17 protein-coding genes are annotated in these 18,203 nt (G+C 60.9%); 3 read left to right on the top strand and 14 right to left on the bottom strand.

What is annotated here, in order from left to right:
• Nucleotides 1-19: 19 nt before the first annotated feature.
• Genes ABNU55_RS11725 through cysG form a run of 4 tightly spaced genes read right to left on the bottom strand, consistent with a single transcriptional unit; the run spans nt 20 to nt 3,990 of the window.
• The gene (locus ABNU55_RS11725; protein WP_290749040.1) at nt 20-1,678 is read right to left on the bottom strand and encodes a nitrite/sulfite reductase; all 1,659 of its coding nucleotides are present in this window, start codon (nt 1,676-1,678) and stop codon (nt 20-22) included.
• Nucleotides 1,665-2,282 (bottom strand): glutathione S-transferase family protein, encoded by a 618-nt coding sequence (locus ABNU55_RS11730; protein ID WP_290749037.1) that lies wholly within the window; start codon nt 2,280-2,282, stop codon nt 1,665-1,667. The genes ABNU55_RS11725 and ABNU55_RS11730 overlap by 14 nt, the downstream gene beginning before the upstream one ends.
• Complete coding sequence (locus ABNU55_RS11735; RefSeq protein ID WP_290749035.1) at nt 2,279-2,593, bottom strand: DUF2849 domain-containing protein; 315 nt, start codon at nt 2,591-2,593, stop codon at nt 2,279-2,281. Before ABNU55_RS11735 ends, ABNU55_RS11730 begins: the two co-directional genes overlap by 4 nt.
• Nucleotides 2,590-3,990, bottom strand: coding sequence for a siroheme synthase CysG (cysG, locus tag ABNU55_RS11740; protein ID WP_290749032.1), 1,401 nt, complete (start codon nt 3,988-3,990; stop codon nt 2,590-2,592). The genes ABNU55_RS11735 and cysG overlap by 4 nt, the downstream gene beginning before the upstream one ends.
• Before the next feature lie 116 nt (nt 3,991-4,106).
• On the opposite strand from cysG, the gene gcvA reads away from it, so the two are divergent.
• The gene (gcvA, locus tag ABNU55_RS11745) at nt 4,107-5,039 is read left to right on the top strand and encodes a transcriptional regulator GcvA (RefSeq protein ID WP_290749030.1); all 933 of its coding nucleotides are present in this window, start codon (nt 4,107-4,109) and stop codon (nt 5,037-5,039) included.
• Between the two features lie 76 nt (nt 5,040-5,115).
• On the opposite strand, the gene ABNU55_RS11750 is transcribed toward gcvA, so the two are convergent.
• Entirely contained in the window at nt 5,116-6,717 is a 1,602-nt protein-coding gene (locus ABNU55_RS11750) for an AbgT family transporter (protein ID WP_348764372.1), read from the bottom strand.
• A gap of 122 nt (nt 6,718-6,839) precedes the next feature.
• On the opposite strand from ABNU55_RS11750, the gene ABNU55_RS11755 reads away from it, so the two are divergent.
• Nucleotides 6,840-8,441 carry a peptide chain release factor 3 gene (locus tag ABNU55_RS11755; protein WP_290754459.1) on the top strand — a complete coding sequence of 534 codons (1,602 nt, stop codon included), beginning with the start codon at nt 6,840-6,842 and terminating at the stop codon, nt 8,439-8,441.
• A gap of 52 nt (nt 8,442-8,493) precedes the next feature.
• Here ABNU55_RS11755 and ABNU55_RS11760 read toward each other — a convergent pair whose 3' ends face one another.
• The 7 genes from ABNU55_RS11760 to ABNU55_RS11790 form a co-directional block, all read right to left on the bottom strand.
• Nucleotides 8,494-11,058: a DUF3772 domain-containing protein gene (locus ABNU55_RS11760; RefSeq protein WP_290754458.1), complete on the bottom strand. Its 2,565-nt coding sequence runs from the start codon at nt 11,056-11,058 to the stop codon at nt 8,494-8,496.
• Nucleotides 11,059-11,121: 63 nt separating this feature from the next.
• Entirely contained in the window at nt 11,122-11,445 is a 324-nt protein-coding gene (locus ABNU55_RS11765) for a DUF6665 family protein (RefSeq protein ID WP_290754457.1), read from the bottom strand.
• A gap of 5 nt (nt 11,446-11,450) precedes the next feature.
• Nucleotides 11,451-13,379: a hypothetical protein gene (locus tag ABNU55_RS11770; RefSeq protein ID WP_290754456.1), complete on the bottom strand. Its 1,929-nt coding sequence runs from the start codon at nt 13,377-13,379 to the stop codon at nt 11,451-11,453.
• Nucleotides 13,372-13,497, bottom strand: coding sequence for a hypothetical protein (locus ABNU55_RS11775; protein ID WP_348764373.1), 126 nt, complete (start codon nt 13,495-13,497; stop codon nt 13,372-13,374). Before ABNU55_RS11775 ends, ABNU55_RS11770 begins: the two co-directional genes overlap by 8 nt.
• 48 nt (nt 13,498-13,545) lie before the next feature.
• Nucleotides 13,546-14,157, bottom strand: a complete 612-nt coding sequence (locus ABNU55_RS11780) for a GNAT family N-acetyltransferase (protein ID WP_290754455.1) — start codon at nt 14,155-14,157, stop codon at nt 13,546-13,548.
• Between the two features lie 130 nt (nt 14,158-14,287).
• Nucleotides 14,288-14,590 carry a hypothetical protein gene (locus tag ABNU55_RS11785; protein ID WP_290754454.1) on the bottom strand — a complete coding sequence of 101 codons (303 nt, stop codon included), beginning with the start codon at nt 14,588-14,590 and terminating at the stop codon, nt 14,288-14,290.
• A gap of 205 nt (nt 14,591-14,795) precedes the next feature.
• Nucleotides 14,796-15,452, bottom strand: a complete 657-nt coding sequence (locus ABNU55_RS11790; RefSeq protein ID WP_290754453.1) for a hypothetical protein — start codon at nt 15,450-15,452, stop codon at nt 14,796-14,798.
• A gap of 302 nt (nt 15,453-15,754) precedes the next feature.
• Here ABNU55_RS11790 and ABNU55_RS11795 point away from each other — a divergent pair, with 302 nt between their 5' ends.
• Entirely contained in the window at nt 15,755-16,237 is a 483-nt protein-coding gene (locus ABNU55_RS11795) for a thermonuclease family protein (protein WP_290754452.1), read from the top strand.
• Here ABNU55_RS11795 and ABNU55_RS11800 read toward each other — a convergent pair.
• Together ABNU55_RS11800 and ABNU55_RS11805 are read right to left on the bottom strand one after the other, a co-directional pair.
• Nucleotides 16,224-17,315, bottom strand: coding sequence for a DGQHR domain-containing protein (locus ABNU55_RS11800; RefSeq protein WP_290754451.1), 1,092 nt, complete (start codon nt 17,313-17,315; stop codon nt 16,224-16,226). The two genes, ABNU55_RS11795 and ABNU55_RS11800, sit on opposite strands and share 14 nt — an antisense overlap.
• The gene (locus tag ABNU55_RS11805; protein WP_290754450.1) at nt 17,312-18,175 is read right to left on the bottom strand and encodes a HEPN domain-containing protein; all 864 of its coding nucleotides are present in this window, start codon (nt 18,173-18,175) and stop codon (nt 17,312-17,314) included. The genes ABNU55_RS11800 and ABNU55_RS11805 overlap by 4 nt, the downstream gene beginning before the upstream one ends.
• Nucleotides 18,176-18,203: the final 28 nt, after the last annotated feature.

Genomic DNA, 18,203 nt, shown 5'->3' on the forward strand with positions numbered 1-18,203 from the left:
ATTGAGTTTTCCTCGTTGACTACGCCCCGGCGTAGATCGCGTCCTTGAACGGCTCCATGCCTTCGCGCTCGAAGGTCTCGATGAAGGTCTCGTCCTTGCTTGTGCGAAGTTCGCGGTAGCGGTCGACAAGGCGTTTCAGGGCCACCGGCACATCGTCGGCCTTGAGGCCCGGCCCAGCCATCTGGCCGATGGTTGCCTTTTCGTCTGCGCGGCCGCCCAGCGTGATCTGGTAGTATTCCTCACCTTTCCGGTCGACGCCCAGAATGCCGACATGACCGACATGATGGTGTCCGCAGGCATTGATGCAGCCGGAAATATTGATGTGGAACTTGCCAATGTCAGCCTGATCATCCGGGTCGCTAAACGCCTCCTGGATGGCCATGCCGACCGGGATGGAGCGGGCATTGGCGAGATTGCAATAATCGAGGCCGGGGCAGACGATCATGTCAGAGATCAGCCCTTCATTCGGGGTCGCGAGACCTGCTGCGTCCAGCTTGCGGTAAAGCTCATACACATCATCCAGCGCAACATGCGGCAGGACGATATTCTGTGCGTGGCTGACGCGAAGGTCGCCATGACCATAGGCCTCTGCGACGTCCGCCATAACGTCCATCTGCGCGTCGGTCGCATCACCGGCAGCCACGCCAAGCGGCTTCAGGCTGACGGTGACCGTCGTATACCCCTCCACCTTGTGATCGTGCAGGTTCGCCCGCGTCCAGCGGGCGAAAGCGGCATCGGCGGTCTTCGCCTTGTCGAAGGCCTCTGAAACGGCGTCTTTGCCCGCAAGCTTCGGCGGTTCGAAATAGGCGTGGATGCGGTCGATCTCTTCCTGAGGCAGGGCGATCTTTTCCGCGTCGCGCTGGGCGGCGAACTCCTCCTCGACCAGCTTGCGAAACTCGTCCTCGCCGGTTTCGGACACCAGGATCTTGATGCGCGCCTTGTACTTGTTATCGCGCCGGCCAAAGCGGTTATACACCCGCATGATGGCCTCGAGATAATCGAGCAATTCACTCTCGGGCACGAAGTCGGACACTTTGGCCGCGATATGCGGCGTGCGGCCCTGACCGCCGCCGACGTGAACCTCAAAGCCCACCTCGCCATCCTTGCGGCGCATATTGAGGCCGATGTCATGCACCTTGATCGCGGCGCGGTCATGTTCAGCCGCCGTCACCGCGATCTTGAACTTGCGGGGCAGGAAGGCGAATTCCGGATGGAAGGTCGACCACTGACGGATGATCTCGCACCAGGGGCGCGGGTCCATGACTTCGTCCTTGGTGGCGCCGGCATAATGGTCGCTGGTGACGTTGCGGATACAGTTGCCGGAGGTCTGGATGGCGTGCATCTCGACCTCGGCCAGCTCTGCCAACACGTCAGGAATGTCCTTCAGCGCGACCCAGTTGAACTGGATGTTCTGCCGGGTGGTGAAGTGGCCATAGCCCCGGTCATAGGTGCGGGCGATATGCGCCAGCTTGCGCATCTGGCGCGGGCTGAGCTGGCCATAGGGAATGGCAATCCGCAGCATATAGGCATGCAGCTGGAGATAGACCCCGTTCTGCAGGCGCAGTGGCTTGAACTCATCTTCTTTCAGCTCACCGGACAGGCGGCGCGCCACCTGTCCACGGAACTGCTCGACCCGCTCCTTTACGATCTGCGTGTCGAATTCATCATACCTGTACATCGGTAACCTCATGGAGATGGGGAAGGCCGAGCTCGCGCTCGCAGCGCGCAATCCAGCCGTGGACGGCCGGAAACTCGGAGACATCGAACCCGCCCTCGTGAGCAAGACGGGTATAGGCGAGAAGGGAGATATCGGCGAGTGTCATGTATGCCCCGCCGGCGATCCAGTCATTTGAGAGAAGCGCCAGTTCCATACGGCCAAGCGCCCGGCGACCTTTGGCCATCAGGTTCGGGTCGATGTCTTCCTCGGCGCGTTTCTCATAGAGTTTCTGGAAGCGGCGTACCGCGATGGCGGTCTCATGGGAATATTGTTCCCAGAACATCCATTCCAGCATCTTCGCGCGCTCGAAGGCATCCGTGGGCACCAGATCGCTTTCCTCTGCAAGACAGAAAATGATCGCGTTCGATTGCGCGACGACACGGCCATCCTCCAGTTCGACGACGGGAACCTGGCCGAACGGATTGATGGCAAGGAAGGCATCTGAGCGCGTCTCGCCCTTCAGGATATCGACTTCGACCCATTCATGGTCGATGCCGAGACGCTCTGCGACCCATTTCACCTTGAGGCAGTTGCCGGAAATACTGTCGCCATGGATCCGGATCATTTGGCGCCCCGCTGGAATTGCGGATGTACCGTTGGTCCGTTGACGCGGATGGATTCACGCAGCGTTTCGCGTCCGTCCACATCGCCGGTCTCTGTGACCTGCATGAAATAGGGGTCGGTGACGGTGCCTTCCTGTCTGGAGGCCTGTTCCAGCCGGGTGTCGGCTTCCTCGCCGATGAAGACGCCGATCCGGGCAGGGTCATCAGACCAGCTGCCATCATCGGCCATCCAGACGACTTTGCCGGTTGCCGTATCCCAGGCAGTGACAGCCTTGGGCTGGTCGGGTTTCAGTTTCGGGCGGACCGAAGTCATGCCAGCGCCTCCGCGATGAAGTGATTACGGGCTTCGGCAGGCAGGCCTGCCACCTCGCCAATGATGAGAAGGGCCGGGCCCTTGATACCGTTCGTTTCGATGATTTGCGGCAGGGCTTCAAGCGTGCCGAATCCGCGCGTCTCGTTCGCCCGCGTCCCGTTTTCGATGACGGCGACGGGCGTTTCGCCGGAAAGGCCCGCTTCGCGAAGTTTCTGCGAAATGATGGCGGATGTTCCGACCCCCATGAAGACGACAACTGTCTGATGCGGTTTGGCCAGACCTTCCCAGTCGAGGTCCGGCACCCCGCCTTTTTGCGCATGCCCGGTCACAAAGGTCAGGGTCTGGGCATGGTCGCGGTGGGTCAGGGGGACATTCGCGCTCGCCGCGCATCCCATGGCCGAAGAAATACCGGGCACCACGGTGGCTTCTATGCCGGCCGTGCGCAGGGCTTCGACTTCTTCGCCGCCGCGCCCGAAGATGAAAGGATCGCCGCCCTTGAGGCGCACCACACGCTTTCCTTCGCGGGCGGCCGCGATCATCAGTTCGTGAATGCCATCCTGCGGCACAAGATGCTCGCCCTTCGACTTTCCGACCGGCACGCGATCGGCGTCGCGGCGCACCATGTCCATGATTTCGGCAGAAACGAGCTTGTCGTGGAAGACGATGTCGGCCTGCTGGATGAGGCGAAAGGCCTTGAGTGTCAGCAGTTCAGGGTCACCCGGACCCGCGCCAACGATGTGCACGGGTCCAAAATCCTCCGCGCCGGACTCGCTTGAAAACCGGGCGAGCGCCTCACTCATCAGGCTTTCAGCGCGCTCATCATCATTGGCGTAGACCGCTTCGGCCACAGGCCCGCGCAAGGCCTGTTCCCAGAAGTGGCGGCGGGCAGTTTCCGAGGCGATCGCCTCCTTGACGGCAGGGCGCCAGCGCTCGGCGAGTTCGGCAAGCGCGCCAATCCGCTCCGGCAACAGGGTTTCGAGCTTGGCCCTCACATCCTTTGCAATGACCGGCGCCGCGCCGCCCGTGGCAAAGGCGGCAACGACCTGTCCGCGGTCCAGAATGCTCGGCACGGTGAAGTCGCAGAGCGCCTTGCGGTCCACGACGTTGACCGGCACGCCAGAGGCGCGGGCAAGATCATAGGCCCAGTGCAGCTCTGCCTCGTCGTCACAGGCGATGATGGCAAAGCGCGCGGTACCGAGCGCCTCTCCGGCCTGTTCGGGCACGACATGGGCGAGTTGTTCAACTGATTTCGCCCAGTCGGGAAGCGTGTGGGTGACCAGCGCAATCCGCGCTGGCGTCTTGGCAACAAGGCGAACCTTGCGCTCGGCATTCACCCCATCGCCAAAAATAACGATCTGGGCGCCATCCATCTGGAAGAAGGCTGGGAAGAGACGCATCTGTACTCACAATGTCGGACGTTGCTTGGACTTACCGGAAAATGAGGCTTGTGACCCGCCTCCGGCAAGCGTAGACCCCTGATCCCATCGTTTAGATAAACTATGCGAGGTTCTCAATGGCCGAAAATGACCGCCTGCCACCGCTGAATGCGCTTCGTGCCTTCGAGGCCGCTGCCCGCCGGCTGTCATTCAGCAAGGCCGCCGAAGAGTTGAATGTGACGCCTGGCGCGATCTCGCAGCATATCCGCCAGCTTGAGGATTATGCCGGCACGCCGCTCTTCAAACGCACCGGGCGCAGTGTGCTGCTGACCGATGCGGCGCAGGCGAGCCTGCCGCTAGTGCGTGAAGCCTTTTCGCGGATTACCGAAGCTGGCCGCATCATGCAGCAGCCCGCCCGCAAGGGCCGGGTCATGGTCTCCTGTGCCCCTTCATTCGCCGCCAAATGGCTCGCGCCCCGCCTTGACCGGTTTCACATTTCAAATCCCGGCATCGAGGCGTGGATCTCCGCGGATATGTCGATCACCGACTTCACCACGGCAGACGCTGATTTCGCCATCCGCTATGGGCAGGGCGGCTATGAGGGCCTGAAGTCCGAAAAACTCATGGAAGAGACTGTGTTGCCGGTCTGCTCGCCGCGACTGCTTGAAGGCTCTGATGCCATCAAGAAGCCAGAAGACCTCGCCAAACACACGCTCATCCACGATGAGAGCACCGAGCAGGACCCGTCCTGTCCGGACTGGACCAGCTGGCTTGCCGCGCGCGGGGTAGGCGAAAAGGTCAACGGCCAGCGCGGGCCCCGGTTCAACCAGTCATCGCTGGCGATTGAGGCAGCCGCCTCCGGGCGAGGCATTGTGCTTGCCAAGCGGGCGATTGCCTCTTCCGATATGGCTGCAGGCCGCCTCGTGGCGCCTTTTGCCGATGGGTCGACCAGTATCGATTTCGGCTACTGGATCGTCTGGCCGAAGGGGCGCCATCAGTCAGACGATGTTCGGGCCTTCATCAAATGGATCAAGGCCGAAGCCGCCGCGGGTGAAATTCACGGCGTCTGAGACCGCGCCTTCTCTGCCGAGTAAAAAAGCGCCGCCAGCGACAAACTGGCGGCGCTTTGCTTTTGGTGAGGTGACCCTAGCCCGCAGAGCCCGGCACAGGTATTTGCGCCGGGGCGCCTGGTCCAAGATCGAAGCCGAGGAAGAGCCAGATCATCATCAGGATCACGCCTGAAATCAGCATCCAGATGGAATAGGGGATCATCATGGCCGTCAGGCTGCCAAGGCCGAAACTCTTCTGCCAGCGCTGCGCGAAGACCAGGATGAGCGGGAAATAGACCATGAGCGGGGTGATGATATTGGTCGCCCCGTCGCCCACGCGGTAGGCGGCGGTTGCCCCGTCCGGGCTGATCCCGACCAGCATGAGCATCGGCACCAGCACAGGCGCGAGCAGCGCCCATTTCGCACTGGCGGACCCGACAAACAGGTTCAGTGCTGCCGAGAAGAGGACGATCATGCCCAGCACGGCGGGCAGCGGAAGCCCGCTATTGTTGATCGCCTCGGCGCCGTGGACCGCCGAGATCAGGCCAAGGTTCGACCAGCCGAACATCGCCACGAAATGCGCCGCGGCGAAGGCGAGTACGAGATAATAAGCCATATCCTTCATCCCGCCGGCCATCATGTTCACTAGGTCGCGGTGGTTCTTGATCGTCCCGGCCGAGGAGCCATAGGCCCAGCCTGCGGCGAGGAAGAGCACAAGGAAGGCGGCCACGAGAGAGCGGAAGAGCGGACCGGCCTGAACATACCAGGCGGCATCCTCATTGCCCGGCCCATCCGCCAGAAGCGGGGTACCCGGCCCGATCGTCATGAAGACCCAGAGCGCAACGACGCCCAGGATGGCCAGCCCGGCGCGGCCAAGGCCCTTTTTCTCGCCAGCGGTGAGCGGTTTGTCCTCATCGCCATAATTCTTCATGTCGCTGTCTTCGTCCGGTACCCACTTGCCAAGACGCGGCTCGATGATCTTGTCGGTCACCATCCAGATGACCGGCAGATAGATGAAGAGAAGGACGCCGATAAAGTACCAGTTGCCGGCAAAGTTCACGCTCCAGCCGCCATCGATATTGCTGGCCTCATAGGCGCTTTCGGTAATGCCAAAGAGCAGCGCATCGAGCTGGCCAGGCGTGATGTTCGCGGAAAAGCCGCCCGACACACCGGCGAACGCCGCCGCGATCCCCGCCAGGGGGTGACGCCCGGCTGAGGCAAAGATGATCGCGGCCAGCGGGATCATCACGACATAGCCGGCATCGGCGGCATGGTTGGACAGCATGGCGATCAGCGCAACGAGCGGCGTCAGCAGGGATTTCGGCGCATTGCGGACCGCCCCCCGGATGGCGCTGCCGAACAGGCCTGAGCGCTCTGCCACACCGGCGCCCAGCATCACCACCAGCACATAGCCGAGTGGATGGAAGTGCGTGAACGTGGTCGGCATCTCGACCCAGAGCTGCTGGATGTTCTCCGGCGAGAAAAGGCTTCGCGCCTCTTCCAGCTGCGGGGTGCCATCCGGATTGGTCAGGCTGGGGTGGAAGGCCGAAACCCCCGCCCAGGCGCAGATCTGCGAGACGATCATCAGCGCGATGATCAGATAGAAAAAGATGAAAACCGGGTCGGGCAGTTTGTTGCCCGTTTTCTCCACCCAGCCGAGAAAGCCTTTCTGTTCGCCGGTCGTTACCGTGTCGGACATGCGCAATTCCTTATATTCCCTCGCTGGGCGCACCCTAGCCGTACCCGCGCCGACAAGGCAATCGGCGCCCTGCTGGCGGCTCCATCTCGACAAGACCGCCATTCCCTTTTATCCGGCGGGCCATGAGTTTGAGCCCTTCTGAAGAAGCCGCCCGCAGGCGGACATTCGCCATTATTTCGCACCCGGACGCCGGCAAGACGACGCTGACGGAGAACCTGCTGCTGGCTGGCGGCGCCATCCGTCTGGCCGGTCAGGTCGCCGCGCGCGGGGAACGCCGCCGCACCCAGTCGGACTGGATGAAGATCGAACGCGACCGCGGCATCTCCGTCTCGGCCTCCGTCATGACGTTCGAGCATGACAATCTCGTCTTCAATCTGCTCGACACGCCGGGCCACGAAGACTTTTCCGAAGACACCTACCGCACGCTGACGGCCGCCGACTCCGCCGTCATGGTTCTGGACGCCGCCAAGGGCATCGAGCCGCAGACGTTGAAACTCTTTGAAGTCTGCCGGATGCGCGACATCCCGATCACGACTTTCATCAACAAGATGGACCGCGAGGCGCTCGACCCGCTGGAGCTCCTTGACGAGATCCAGGACAAGCTGCAGCTCGACACCTCGCCGCTTTACTGGCCGGCCGCTTCCGGCCAGCGCTTTGCCGGCATGAAGGATCTTCGCAAGGGTGACTTCGTCTCCTTCCGCAAGAAGACAGCCGACCAGCAGGCCGATGTCGGCCCGAGCCACCGGATCGGCATGCAGGAAGCCCGCGGCACCATCGACACCATGGTCATGGATGAGCTGGAAGAGGGCGCGGAGCTTGCCAGCGAAGCGCTGCCCGATTTCGACCGCAAGGCCTATGAAGAAGGCCATATGACACCGGTCGTCTTTGGCTCTGCCCTGCGCCACTTCGGCGTTAATGAGCTTCTCTCCACACTGGCCGAGTTCGCCCCCGGTCCCCGCGACCAGAAGGCGGAGAAGAAGGACCAGCCGATCACGGTGGAGCGTTCGGACAAGACTGTTTCGGGCTTTGTCTTCAAGATCCAGGCGAACATGGACCCCAACCACCGCGACCGCGTGGCCTTTCTTCGCCTCTGCTCGGGTGAGTTCAAGCGCGGCATGCGCCTCAAGACGACCTCGAACAAGCAGATCAATATCCACGCTCCGCTGATGTTTCTTGCCCAGGACCGTGAGATCGCAGAGACCGCCTATGCCGGCGACGTGATTGGTGTACCGAACCATGGCCAGCTGCGTGTCGGCGACAGCCTGTCCGAAAGCGGCGAGATCAAATTCCAGGGCATCCCGAACTTCGCCCCGGAAATCCTGCGCCGCGCCCGGCCCAAGGATCCGATGAAATCCAAGCACTTGCGCAAGGCCCTTGAGAGCCTGGCTGAAGAAGGCGTGACCCAGCTTTTCACCCCCGCACTTGGCTCCGACATGATCGTCGGCGCGGTCGGCTCGCTGCAGATCGATGTGATGGCAGAGCGCGTTGCCGCTGAATACAATCTCGAAGTCGTGTTCGAACAGGCCCAGTATAATGTGGCCCGCTGGATTTCGGCGGACGATCCGGCCAAGCTCGAAGCGTTCATGGAGAAGAACCGCGGCAGCACCGGTACCGATCTCGACGGCGCTCCGGTCTATCTCGGCAAGAACAGCTGGGATGTCGGTTATGTCCAGGAGAAGAACCCGGACCTGACCTTCACCTCGACCAAGGAACGTATGGTCTGATCATTTCGAGGCCGGCTGGGCTTCACGGGTCCGCCGAAGTGGCAAAAGACACCTAGCCGGTATCGTCCCTTTCCTCTGCGGCGCGGGCCTCGTTTTCTTTCGAGGGCCGTTCGCTCGTCTCGCTGTCTTCTTCTTCTGCTGATGCGCCGTCCTCGTCGCCCTGATCAGGCCGCTGCAGCTTCGCGGGGGCGTCCGGCCAGTCGAAGTGAATATCGCGCTGAGGGAAGGGGATGACGATATCCTCACGCTCGAAGACGCGGGCAATCTCGTGCTTTAGCTCCGAAGGTGCAATGACGATGTGGTCGGCGATGATATAGGCCCGGAGCTCGAAATTGACCGAGCTATCGCCGAACTCCTTCAGAATGACATAGGGCGGCGGTTCACGCAGAATGTAGTGATTGGCCTCAGCGATCTCCATGATCGCCTTTTCGACCTTGCGCGTGTCGGTGCCGTATTTCACGCCCACGCCCACAGCGATCCGCATGACAGAACTCTTGTGGGTCCAGTTGCCAAACGCGTTGCTAACCAGTTCGGCATTCGGGACAATGATAGACCGACGGTCGAAGGTCAGGACTTCGGTGGCGCGGACATTGATCTTCTGGACGGTGCCTTCGCCCGAGGGCGTCACGATCCAGTCGCCGATCTTGAAGGGGCGCTCAAACAGCAGGATAAGACCCGCCACGAAATTGCTGACGATGCTCTGGAGGCCAAACCCGATACCGACAGACAGCGCACCGGCAATGATGGCGAGGCTGGAGAGGTCGAACCCGACCACGCCGATCGCAGAGATGAAGGCGATAGTGACGCCCGCATAACCGAGCAGCGTCACCAGCGAATTGGCCGCCCCGGAGCTGATCTGCGACTTGGGAAGAATCTGGCGCTCGAGTGTGCGCTGGATCAGGCGCGTGGCGACTATAATCGCAATAACGGTCAGGATGGCGGAAAGAATGCTGCCAAGTGAAATCCGCTGGCCAGCAATCTCAAAGCCCGACAACAACCAGCGGAGCTCGTTCCACAGCTCGGAGGCAGGGATGCCCATCGCGAGCAGGAGGAATGGGGGGATGAGCAGGACGACCAGCGTATCCACACTGATGCGAATCCAGAACTCCGAATTCATTTCAGTGGGCTCATCCTCGTCATCCTTGTCGCGCGCCGACTCGTAGCGGCGCTCCTCCTCCACGCCAGAGAGGAATTTCAACGCCGTGGCCCGCATGAATTCGCGCACCAGGATGGCGATCAAAAGCAGGATGGAAAGCAGGATCAGACGCTCGACGACGAATCTCGAGAGGGAATGATAGCCCAGCAATGAGCTAGCCATGATGAGGATCGCCGTCGCGATGATCGCCCAGCGGATCACAATCCGTCGCACAGATTTGCCGCGCTCGGTCTTCGCTTTCATCCGTACGGCCAGCCAGATGAGCAGCCCACCCGTGAGCAGGGCCAGACAGAAGGTTCGAACGGCTATGAGTTGCTCGCCAGGCGAGGCGAGCGCGCCGGAGGCGGTCAGCGTCGATTCAATCGCAAAGGCGACCACAAGGACGATGAAGGACAGGCTTATGGCGCTGGCGGCCTGATCGCCGACACCGATCAGCCGGAAGGCGGTGGTCCGCGGCGCCATCACAGCAGACACGAGCGCCCGCATGCAGAGAACGGCGATGGTGACGAAGGCAAGCGAACGGCCAGCTTCGCTTTCGAGCAAGTTCATGCCGAGCAGGTAGGCAACGCCATTGAGGGCAAGCACCACGGCAAATGCCGTGACGAAGCGCGCAAGGAAACTCGCCATGGCAAGCTGCGCCACGGTCTGCCGGCTCGGGCGCGTTTCCGTATTCTTGGTCAGCTCCCAGCGATAGAAGCTCCGATAGAGGAGGAGGAGGCCTGCGAGAAGCAGGAAGGAGATACCGAACAGGATCAAGAGGGGGTAGGGCGTGCCCTTCTCAACCTGCGCATCGCGCCAGTCCGTTATCTCGCGCGTCAGTTCAGACCAGACATCATCCACGGCCTGAATGGCACCCGCCCAGACTTCCGGTTTGATGGGGGATAGCCCCCGCTTGGTAACAGAGGAGACAAAGACATTTTCCCGGCTTCTGGAGATGCTGTCCAGCAGGCGGCGCGCATCGATATCCGCGAGGCGTGCATTGGCTGCGGCGACACTGGCGCGCCTGTTTATGTCCCGGAAGGGGGCCGTGACCTCCGCAAGCGCGCTCTCCTTGAGCCGGGCCGCAGCGGTTTCAGACGATTCCGGCACAGCATCCGACGTTTGCCCGGATGTCTGGCCGGGCTCTTCCTCTTCCTCCGCAGGAATAAGATCGGCAACCGCATCCAGCGCTTCGCGGGAATCGGACCTGATTGAGATGGCACGTTGCTCAAGCGTCGTAATCTTGTCGCGCAGGCTGGAAAGCCTGGCGATCTGACGGCTCATCTGATCGGGCGTATCGCTTTTCTCAAAGTCGCTGGAAATGGAAGAGAGAGTTTCGTTGACGCTGGTGAGCTCGGTCTCGATCTCTTCGAGGTCCTGGCTGATCTTCTCGCTGGACGACTGCTGGCCCTGCGCAAACGGGGCAAGGATGAGGACGAAGAACAGGAAGACGCCTAGAAGATTGCGGCTGCGGGCATTCATTGAGGTCACCAAACTCCGATCATACGTGCCTGTTGCGGCTAGCTATACGGCTATTGATCCCGGTCAAAGCCGTTTGGGCGAGGTTCCGAGGCGCGAGATGATTTCTCGGGGGATATCGTAGTCGCGAATGATCGCGGCGCGGTCGCGAAGGCCAAGAAATTCCCGCTGGATCAGAAACCCATAGACCGTTTCTACCGCGCGGTCCCTTTCCGTCTCATAATTTCCGGTTTCAAGCGCCTGCCTGTAGGCCGCAAGTGCCTGCGAAACCCGCTGCCCGGACCGGCCGAGGGCGCTGGCCTGTTCTGCAGCGATCTCAGCTTCCAGAGGCGATTTGGCCTCGGCCTCCTGGACTCGGCTGGCAAGGTTTTTCGGTGCGCGGACGGCCATGCGTCCTAACCTAGTGCGGCATCGATCAGCAGAAAAGCCGAGAGGCGCGCACTGGCATTTCTCGATGAATTGCTCGTCTTGTCGAGAGCGCTCAGCGCGTCGGCCTCTTCCACGCTGAGGAATTCCCGCGCAATCATCATGAGGTCTTCGTCGCTATCGAGCCGTTTCTGGACCCGCTGGACTTGCCGGGAGGCGGCGTCGACCACGGCCTTGCGGCGTAGCCCTTCGCCCTTGCGCGCGGCGCTGGCGATTTTTTTCTTGTCGCGCGGGCGGAAGATTTCTGTCAGCCGGATGCCGGACTCCATCAGCCGGTGGATCATCTCCTCGGCATTTTCCTCGCGCGGCAGGTGCGGATGATCTTCCTCCCGCTCGACATCGGCAAGGATGTTGCTCCAGCGCTCGCGCCGGCCGGTTTCTTCCGCATGTCTGCGGGGCGTTTCGGGTTCGGACGCAGGGGCCTCTGCCTCATCGCCAGCGGCCTCGTCCTCGCCTTCCTCTTCGAAATCGATGGCTTCGCTGCCGCCGACCGGCTTGAGATAAGGTGGAATACGGTCCTTCCAGCTGGGACGTGGAGAAGATGCTTCGCGGGCGAAAGACGCGGGTCCTGCCTCATCCGGCTCATCTGTTTCAGTCTCGTCATAGCCTGAAACGCTTTCCTGGCCGGAGCAGAAGAGATCACTGTCGGTTTCTTCCCGTGTCTGCTTTGGCGCCGGGGCGGGGTCGAAACGCTCTGATGTCTCCTCGAAAACATTCTCCGCCTGATCGTCGGCCGATATATGCTCTGCCGGCTCGGACTGAGGAGGGCGGGTGGTTATGTTCAGCCTCGAAAGGGCTTCGGCGTCGGCGCGGGCCTTATGGACCACCTCAGCGGCTTCTTCGCCTGCGCGCTTGAGCCGGGCGAGGGTCTGGGCAGCCTGCTCCGCGGCATCCCGGGCTTGCGCCTGTATATCCTGTGACGCGCTGCGCGCATTTTCCATCGCCGCCGAGACCGCTTCGGTAATCCGGTCCCCGGTCGTCGATGCGCTTGCCGCCACCATCTCGCTCGCACGAAGCGCCTGGTCCACCATCTTGCGCGACTGTTCGAGCTTTTCCTCCATCCGCGAAACGGCGAAGATCAGCGACTCGCTGCGCTTGGTCGCTTCCACCGACATTTCATCCAGCGCGGAAACACGCTCGCTCAGCGTGGCGCTGGCCTGGCGAAGTTCGCCCAGCCGGTTTTCGAGGTCCTCATCGGCCTCTGCAATGTCGGATGCGGCCTGGCGGGCCGAGTCGCGCATTTTCTCGGCCTGGCGAGGGATGGCGTCGCTCATGATCTCGCTCTGCTGGCGTATATCGTCGCCAAGTGACTGCAGGGCTTCGCGTTCGGTCGACAGGCGCACTGAGAGTTCACCGGCCTGTTTGGCAGCCTCATGGGCGACCGTTTCCAGCCGCAGTCTTTCCTCTGAAATCTCCCCGGACATGGCTTTCATCGAAGAGAGCGCATGCGCCATGGCGCGGTCGACCTCTCCCGCAGAGGTTTTCATCAGGTCGGCAAAGGTGCGCGCTTCCTGTCCGCTGGTCTCGATGGGCGAGAGCAGCCTCGCGGCGGCGCGAAGCACGACGGCATTGGCTGCCGAGGCGCGCGCATGGGCCTTTGCGAGAAAGCCCGCCATCAGAATGAGAAGACCGGGAATGAAGAGGGCAACCGCCCCGGCAAACAGCGCGGCCGGCGGCAGGGCCGAGAGCTGCGCGCTGCCGGTCAGGGCAAACATGCCGGCAAAAGCGGCGAGCCACCAGGCCACGGCCGCGCCAATTGCCACCCAGAGAAAAACCTTCCCCTCACCGCTGGCGCTGTCGAGTGCGTCGAGGTCGCTTGAGGGCGAGCCGGGAGAGGGAAGGCGGGTCAGGCGCGGAAGGTGGCGCTCGTCGCTGTCTGCTGTGTTGTCGTCAACCATGGTTCAGGCCTGCAATCGGGTTCGGGCCGGCGCTGATCACCGGGTCACCCTTGCGGACCTTGATCGTCCGGGACGCTGCATGATCGGGCACGGCCTCGCGAATACTTCTGCGTATCATAGCCCTGTTAATGGAGGGTGTGCAATTTCGCGATTGGAAACAGACCGGTCAGGCGTCCTGATCGGTCGTTTCGCGCGCTTCTGTTTCAGCAGGCTTTTCAGGCGCGGCTTCCACCTTCTGCGGCGCCGTCTCGGTCTTTTCCGGCCGGCGGGCGACCATCTCGAAAAGCAGGTGATCGCGCCACTCGCCGTCGAGTTTGAGATAGCGCTCTGCGAGGCCGATCTCGCGGAAACCCAGCCGTTTCACCAGCCCGCTGGAGCGGGTGTTCTGCGGCATGATCGCAGCCTGGACCCGGTTCAGCCTGAAATCGGTGAAGGCCATGGAGAGCACTTCTTCCATGGCGCGGCGCATGATGGACTGGCCCTCATGGCGCCGGTCGAGGAGATAGCCGAGGTCGCCGGTGGAGAAAGGACCGCGGCGGATATGGTCGAGGTCGATCTTGCCGATAACTTCGGTGTTTTTGTGAATGATCACAAAGCGGTAGGCCCGCCCTTCGCGCCATTCCAGCCTGGAGCGCTTGCAGGCCGCGCGCCAGTGGGAATTGGTGTAGTAATGCTCCGAACGCGTCGGCGCAAAGGGCCGGAAACGCTCGCGATTGATCGTCAGGAAGTGTGCGACCCGTTTTGGGTCACACTCATGCAGGACAACCAGTTCGAACATCAATCCCCTCGGCCTTTTCGCGCGCAATGGCGGGCGCCATGCAAGTACCTAGCCGGGATCGTGTCCGAAGAGAAAGCCTGACCTGTGTTAAAATGGGGCGTGTTTCCTGAACGCAGCCCCCGACCGGCGGCTAGAACAACCGCTCATTCTCGTCGACCACCTCATCCGCGAGTCGCAGAAGGGCCAGGCCGCTGCCGAGCACGAGGAGGGAATTGCCCAGCGAATTCAGCATGTTGGATGGCAGCGCCAGTTTCGCCACGCCGTCGCGTGCCTTGCGGACCTTGCGGCTCACCCCGCGGTCGAGATGCGGGCGCTTCTTCTTCGCATCGGGCAGGTCGAGCAGGGTCGGCTTCCACTGGCGCAGCAGGACGCCGGTGCCGACCAGCGCGGCGGCGGCGATGAGGGGGGTGTTCTTTCCGGGCGCGTCGGCCATGGGCGGATCCTTTGTCTGACTGTCACATCTAGAATGCGGACCGCGACAGGAGAGTTCCGGATGCGCCGGTGTTCCGCCCTTTGACGGGGCGGGCGCGGGCTTTTGTACGCGTCCTTCGACTTCGCTCAGGATGAGCACAAAAGGTCAATGTATTGAGTGGGCTGGTTTCGTGTCCCGCCCGTCCCCGGACATGAGCCCTCTTACCCTAGCCGCTATCGTACCAGCCGCCGAGGGCTTCAGCGATTTCCAGCGGGAGCGCCAGGGCGAAGGTCGCGAGGGCCGCTTCGAACCGGTGCAGGCCGGGCTGGGGCAGGCAGACCGGCCTTGGCTCCCCGGCCGCTTTCAGCCGGGCGAGATGGCGCGCCATGCGGCGGGCAAGCGGGGCCGGGTTGCTGAGCAGGGCACGCAGGGTGGCGTAACGGTGCATCAGCGGTGTTCGGTCGGGAGGCTTTGGCGCAGTGCGCACCAGGCCGGCGAACCGGTCGGGCGCGTCGAGGTCAAAGGTCAGGACAGGCAGCAGCACGAAACGGTAGCCGCCTGGGCGGCGGTTTTGCCTTGGGTCTGCAGGCAAGCAGGCCTCGCCCGCGCCGGGCGTGTCCTGATGGGGTGTCTGGTGGCAGGGGGGGCCGGCTTCCGCCGGGAGGCGCGGGGTGTCGGTCGCGCGCACCTCGAGCTCCGCCGCCATCAGGACGAGGAGGCGGCGCAGCAGGGTCTCAAGCTCACGCACCCTGGCGCGGAAGGCGCGGGCAGCGGCGCGCGTAAGCTCATAGCGCTGCAGGATGAGCCCCGCTCTCTCGGCGGCGATCTCCAGCGCATCGCGCATGGCGGCAAGGCCCGCCTCTATGAAACCCGGTCTGCTCATGGCCGGGAAGTCTAGGGGGCAATGCGCGGGGAGGGGGACGGATTTTTTCTGTCCCCATGCCGGGTTTGAGGGATGGGGAGCGTGCCGCATGGGAGGCCGCAGCTTTCCCCTCTCCCGATTGCGGGAAGGGGTAGGGGTGAGGGCGCCGAGGTTGCTGCTAGTGAAGAGGTACCGCCAATCACGAACGTTGCAGCCCTCATCCCCGCCCTTCTCCCGCGTCCGGGAGAAGGGGGCGATAGTCTTGACCGTTCCGGGCGCATCCGCCCAATCTCTTCGCCGGGCGGCAGCAAGGGGCATTCGGCATGAGATATCTGATCCTGGGCGCGGGACTTCTTGCGCTCGCCGCGTGCGGCGGGGCGGGGAGCGCTTATGACAAGCCGGTCAATCTCTGTGAGACCACGGATGCAACCTGCGTCAGCGTGCCGGTGCGCGACCTGCTCGCCGTGGATGGCGACACGTTCGAGCTGCGGCGGCTCTCAGGCTCGGGCCGGGAAGAGCGGGTGCGGCTCCGCCTGATCGGGTGGGACAGTCCTGAGACAGGCGATGCGGCGGCATGTGCGGCAGAGGACTCGCTCGGCCAGAAGACAGAGGCCCGGGCGCGCGACCTGTTCGAGGCAGGCTCCAAGGTGACCTTCCTGCCCGAAGGCCCGGACCGCTATGGGCGCCTTCGCGCCCATGTCTATCTAGACGGCGAGCATGTCGGCTGGCTGCTCTCCCGCGACGGGCTGGCCCGGCCGCTGGAAGAGGGCGTGCAGGTGGATTGGTGTGGGATCAGAGGTCTTTAGCGATTTGCGCCGCAATAGATTTCAAGGATGCGCCGCTCTCATCCTCTAATTCGGCTACAATCATGTCGCGTATTTTCAGAGCGCCCGCTCGACCACTAAGACCCTTGAAGGACCCGTCTCGATGCCATTCCCAGTCAATTCCTGACTTGAGAAGTTTGAGCATATCTTTCGGCTTGTAAGCGCCATTCGCCAGACATCGGTCGATTATCTCAGCACCTAGGAAACAGATACCCCAAAATCCCGCGCCGCGAAGCATCAAATATTGCTTAGGCTCCTCCCACGCCTCGGGTTGCCAGCTGTATAGTGCATCAAAATAATTTTTAATCAGCTTAATCTGAACGTCGATGTCATCAATCGCACTCAATCGAGACGGTCTGGAGAACATATACTCCAACCCGGTCTTGAGCGTTCTGAGGGGAATGAATTTCGCTGAACTAGATTTCCCGCCAGAAAAAACAATGCCAGCTAACGGGCTATCTTCGTCGGAAGACAGGTGATTGGCGATGTAGAGATGGGGATCTTCGACCCTTAACCTCTTTTCGCCTGTTAGGCGAACCGCAATGTTGTCGAGGTGACTGGTATTCATCCGGCGTTGGTTGTTGTTAATGTCTCGGAACAGTTTGATCTCCTGATCGCGAGAGAGCCCTACTGCTAGGCAGAATGAAACTGGGCGGGTAACTTGTGGAAATCCTTCAGCATGACCGTCCGCGTAATGAAGGCGGTGGTTTCCGTCGACTCGAGATATCTTAATCCCCTTTGACCGACGGATTTTCTCCATGTCGATCTTGAGAGTGCAGAGCCCGTCTTCGTGTTCGATGATGTCAATTACTGCTCTGTCTCGCACGCAAAGAAATATTTCCGGCCAAAACGCCAGTTTCTCAGTGGTAACGTATTCGTACGCATCTTTTGCATGCTTAGGACTAAGGTCACGCTGCGTGCCCATAGGATTCGTTTCCGCATCATAAATGTCAGCTTGTGATGCGGACGACAGGTCGCATAAGCGGGCAAAACCTCGGACTACATCTACACCCAGTACCGTTTCGCGGAGTACCTGAACTTTCATAAATCGATCTTTCACCAATTGGGTGTCTCCTGTCCGACCGCGATACTCAAAAGGTGAGATCGCCAGTTTTTAGCATCGTGGTCGGCGAGCCACATCACCTTGTACAGCACTGCTAACTTAGCAATTGCGACGAACCGATCGAATTCCTCTTCGGAAAGGTAATCTTTAGGCTTGGCATCACCATGCACCACCCTGCTGCGCGCATTATAGAATTTTTTCAAGAGACCTGCTGTTTCAAGCCTCTTGCTGGTATCCTGCTGGACTAGATGCGCGAGTACAGTCTGAAACTGATACGATAACTCACCTCTCACTTGAAGCAATGCTTCCAAAGAAATGGCAAGATCTAAATACGTGTCGGCAATATTGGCTCTCAATAACGCTGTCCCGAAGCGAGACATGCTAATTAGTATTGAGGGGTCTTTATCGATAGATATTCGGCTAGCCTCAAAAAGCGCTTCAATCTTTTTTGGAGTAGTGCTTTTCTCAAGTTTGAATTTTAGTTGGTTACTTTCGTGAATGCTAAAATAATTATGAGAAGGTAGGACTGTTATTAGTTTCTGTGCTTTTACTTTTTTGAAAATGTACGTTTCGCCAATCAGTATCGGGGAGTGGGAGGCAACTGAATTTAATGCAAATGAGAGAGCAGCATTATCCGATTTGAGCTTTTCAACATCGTCCGGATCGTCGATCGGCCGATAGAAACACTTAAGGTCGGCGTTTATCATGTCTGACAACGGCGTCTTTTTTTCTACGATTTTGTAGTGAAGTTCCGGTCCTAGCTTAGTTAGCTCGCCAGCCCCGATTGTTGGTTTGCTCGGCCCTGTAAGAACGCAACTACGATTAAATAATACCGTTACGGCATGATGATTGGTCATTATTTACTATTCAGCTGAATGTATGACC

The organism is uncultured Henriciella sp. (genome assembly GCF_964005855.1).
In the GTDB taxonomy this organism is placed as follows: domain Bacteria; phylum Pseudomonadota; class Alphaproteobacteria; order Caulobacterales; family Hyphomonadaceae; genus Henriciella.

What these genes read in the sequence shown, in the direction of transcription:
- ABNU55_RS11725 (WP_290749040.1), bottom strand. Translation starts at nt 1,678, where the DNA reads ATGTACAGGTATGATGAATTCGACACGCAGATCGTAAAGGAGCGGGTC.
- ABNU55_RS11730 (WP_290749037.1), bottom strand. Translation starts at nt 2,282, where the DNA reads ATGATCCGGATCCATGGCGACAGTATTTCCGGCAACTGCCTCAAGGTG.
- ABNU55_RS11735 (WP_290749035.1), bottom strand. Translation starts at nt 2,593, where the DNA reads ATGACTTCGGTCCGCCCGAAACTGAAACCCGACCAGCCCAAGGCTGTC.
- cysG (WP_290749032.1), bottom strand. Translation starts at nt 3,990, where the DNA reads ATGCGTCTCTTCCCAGCCTTCTTCCAGATGGATGGCGCCCAGATCGTT.
- gcvA (WP_290749030.1), top strand. Translation starts at nt 4,107, where the DNA reads ATGGCCGAAAATGACCGCCTGCCACCGCTGAATGCGCTTCGTGCCTTC.
- ABNU55_RS11750 (WP_348764372.1), bottom strand. Translation starts at nt 6,717, where the DNA reads ATGTCCGACACGGTAACGACCGGCGAACAGAAAGGCTTTCTCGGCTGG.
- ABNU55_RS11755 (WP_290754459.1), top strand. Translation starts at nt 6,840, where the DNA reads ATGAGTTTGAGCCCTTCTGAAGAAGCCGCCCGCAGGCGGACATTCGCC.
- ABNU55_RS11760 (WP_290754458.1), bottom strand. Translation starts at nt 11,058, where the DNA reads ATGAATGCCCGCAGCCGCAATCTTCTAGGCGTCTTCCTGTTCTTCGTC.
- ABNU55_RS11765 (WP_290754457.1), bottom strand. Translation starts at nt 11,445, where the DNA reads ATGGCCGTCCGCGCACCGAAAAACCTTGCCAGCCGAGTCCAGGAGGCC.
- ABNU55_RS11770 (WP_290754456.1), bottom strand. Translation starts at nt 13,379, where the DNA reads ATGGTTGACGACAACACAGCAGACAGCGACGAGCGCCACCTTCCGCGC.
- ABNU55_RS11775 (WP_348764373.1), bottom strand. Translation starts at nt 13,497, where the DNA reads ATGATACGCAGAAGTATTCGCGAGGCCGTGCCCGATCATGCAGCGTCC.
- ABNU55_RS11780 (WP_290754455.1), bottom strand. Translation starts at nt 14,157, where the DNA reads ATGTTCGAACTGGTTGTCCTGCATGAGTGTGACCCAAAACGGGTCGCA.
- ABNU55_RS11785 (WP_290754454.1), bottom strand. Translation starts at nt 14,590, where the DNA reads ATGGCCGACGCGCCCGGAAAGAACACCCCCCTCATCGCCGCCGCCGCG.
- ABNU55_RS11790 (WP_290754453.1), bottom strand. Translation starts at nt 15,452, where the DNA reads ATGAGCAGACCGGGTTTCATAGAGGCGGGCCTTGCCGCCATGCGCGAT.
- ABNU55_RS11795 (WP_290754452.1), top strand. Translation starts at nt 15,755, where the DNA reads ATGAGATATCTGATCCTGGGCGCGGGACTTCTTGCGCTCGCCGCGTGC.
- ABNU55_RS11805 (WP_290754450.1), bottom strand. Translation starts at nt 18,175, where the DNA reads ATGACCAATCATCATGCCGTAACGGTATTATTTAATCGTAGTTGCGTT.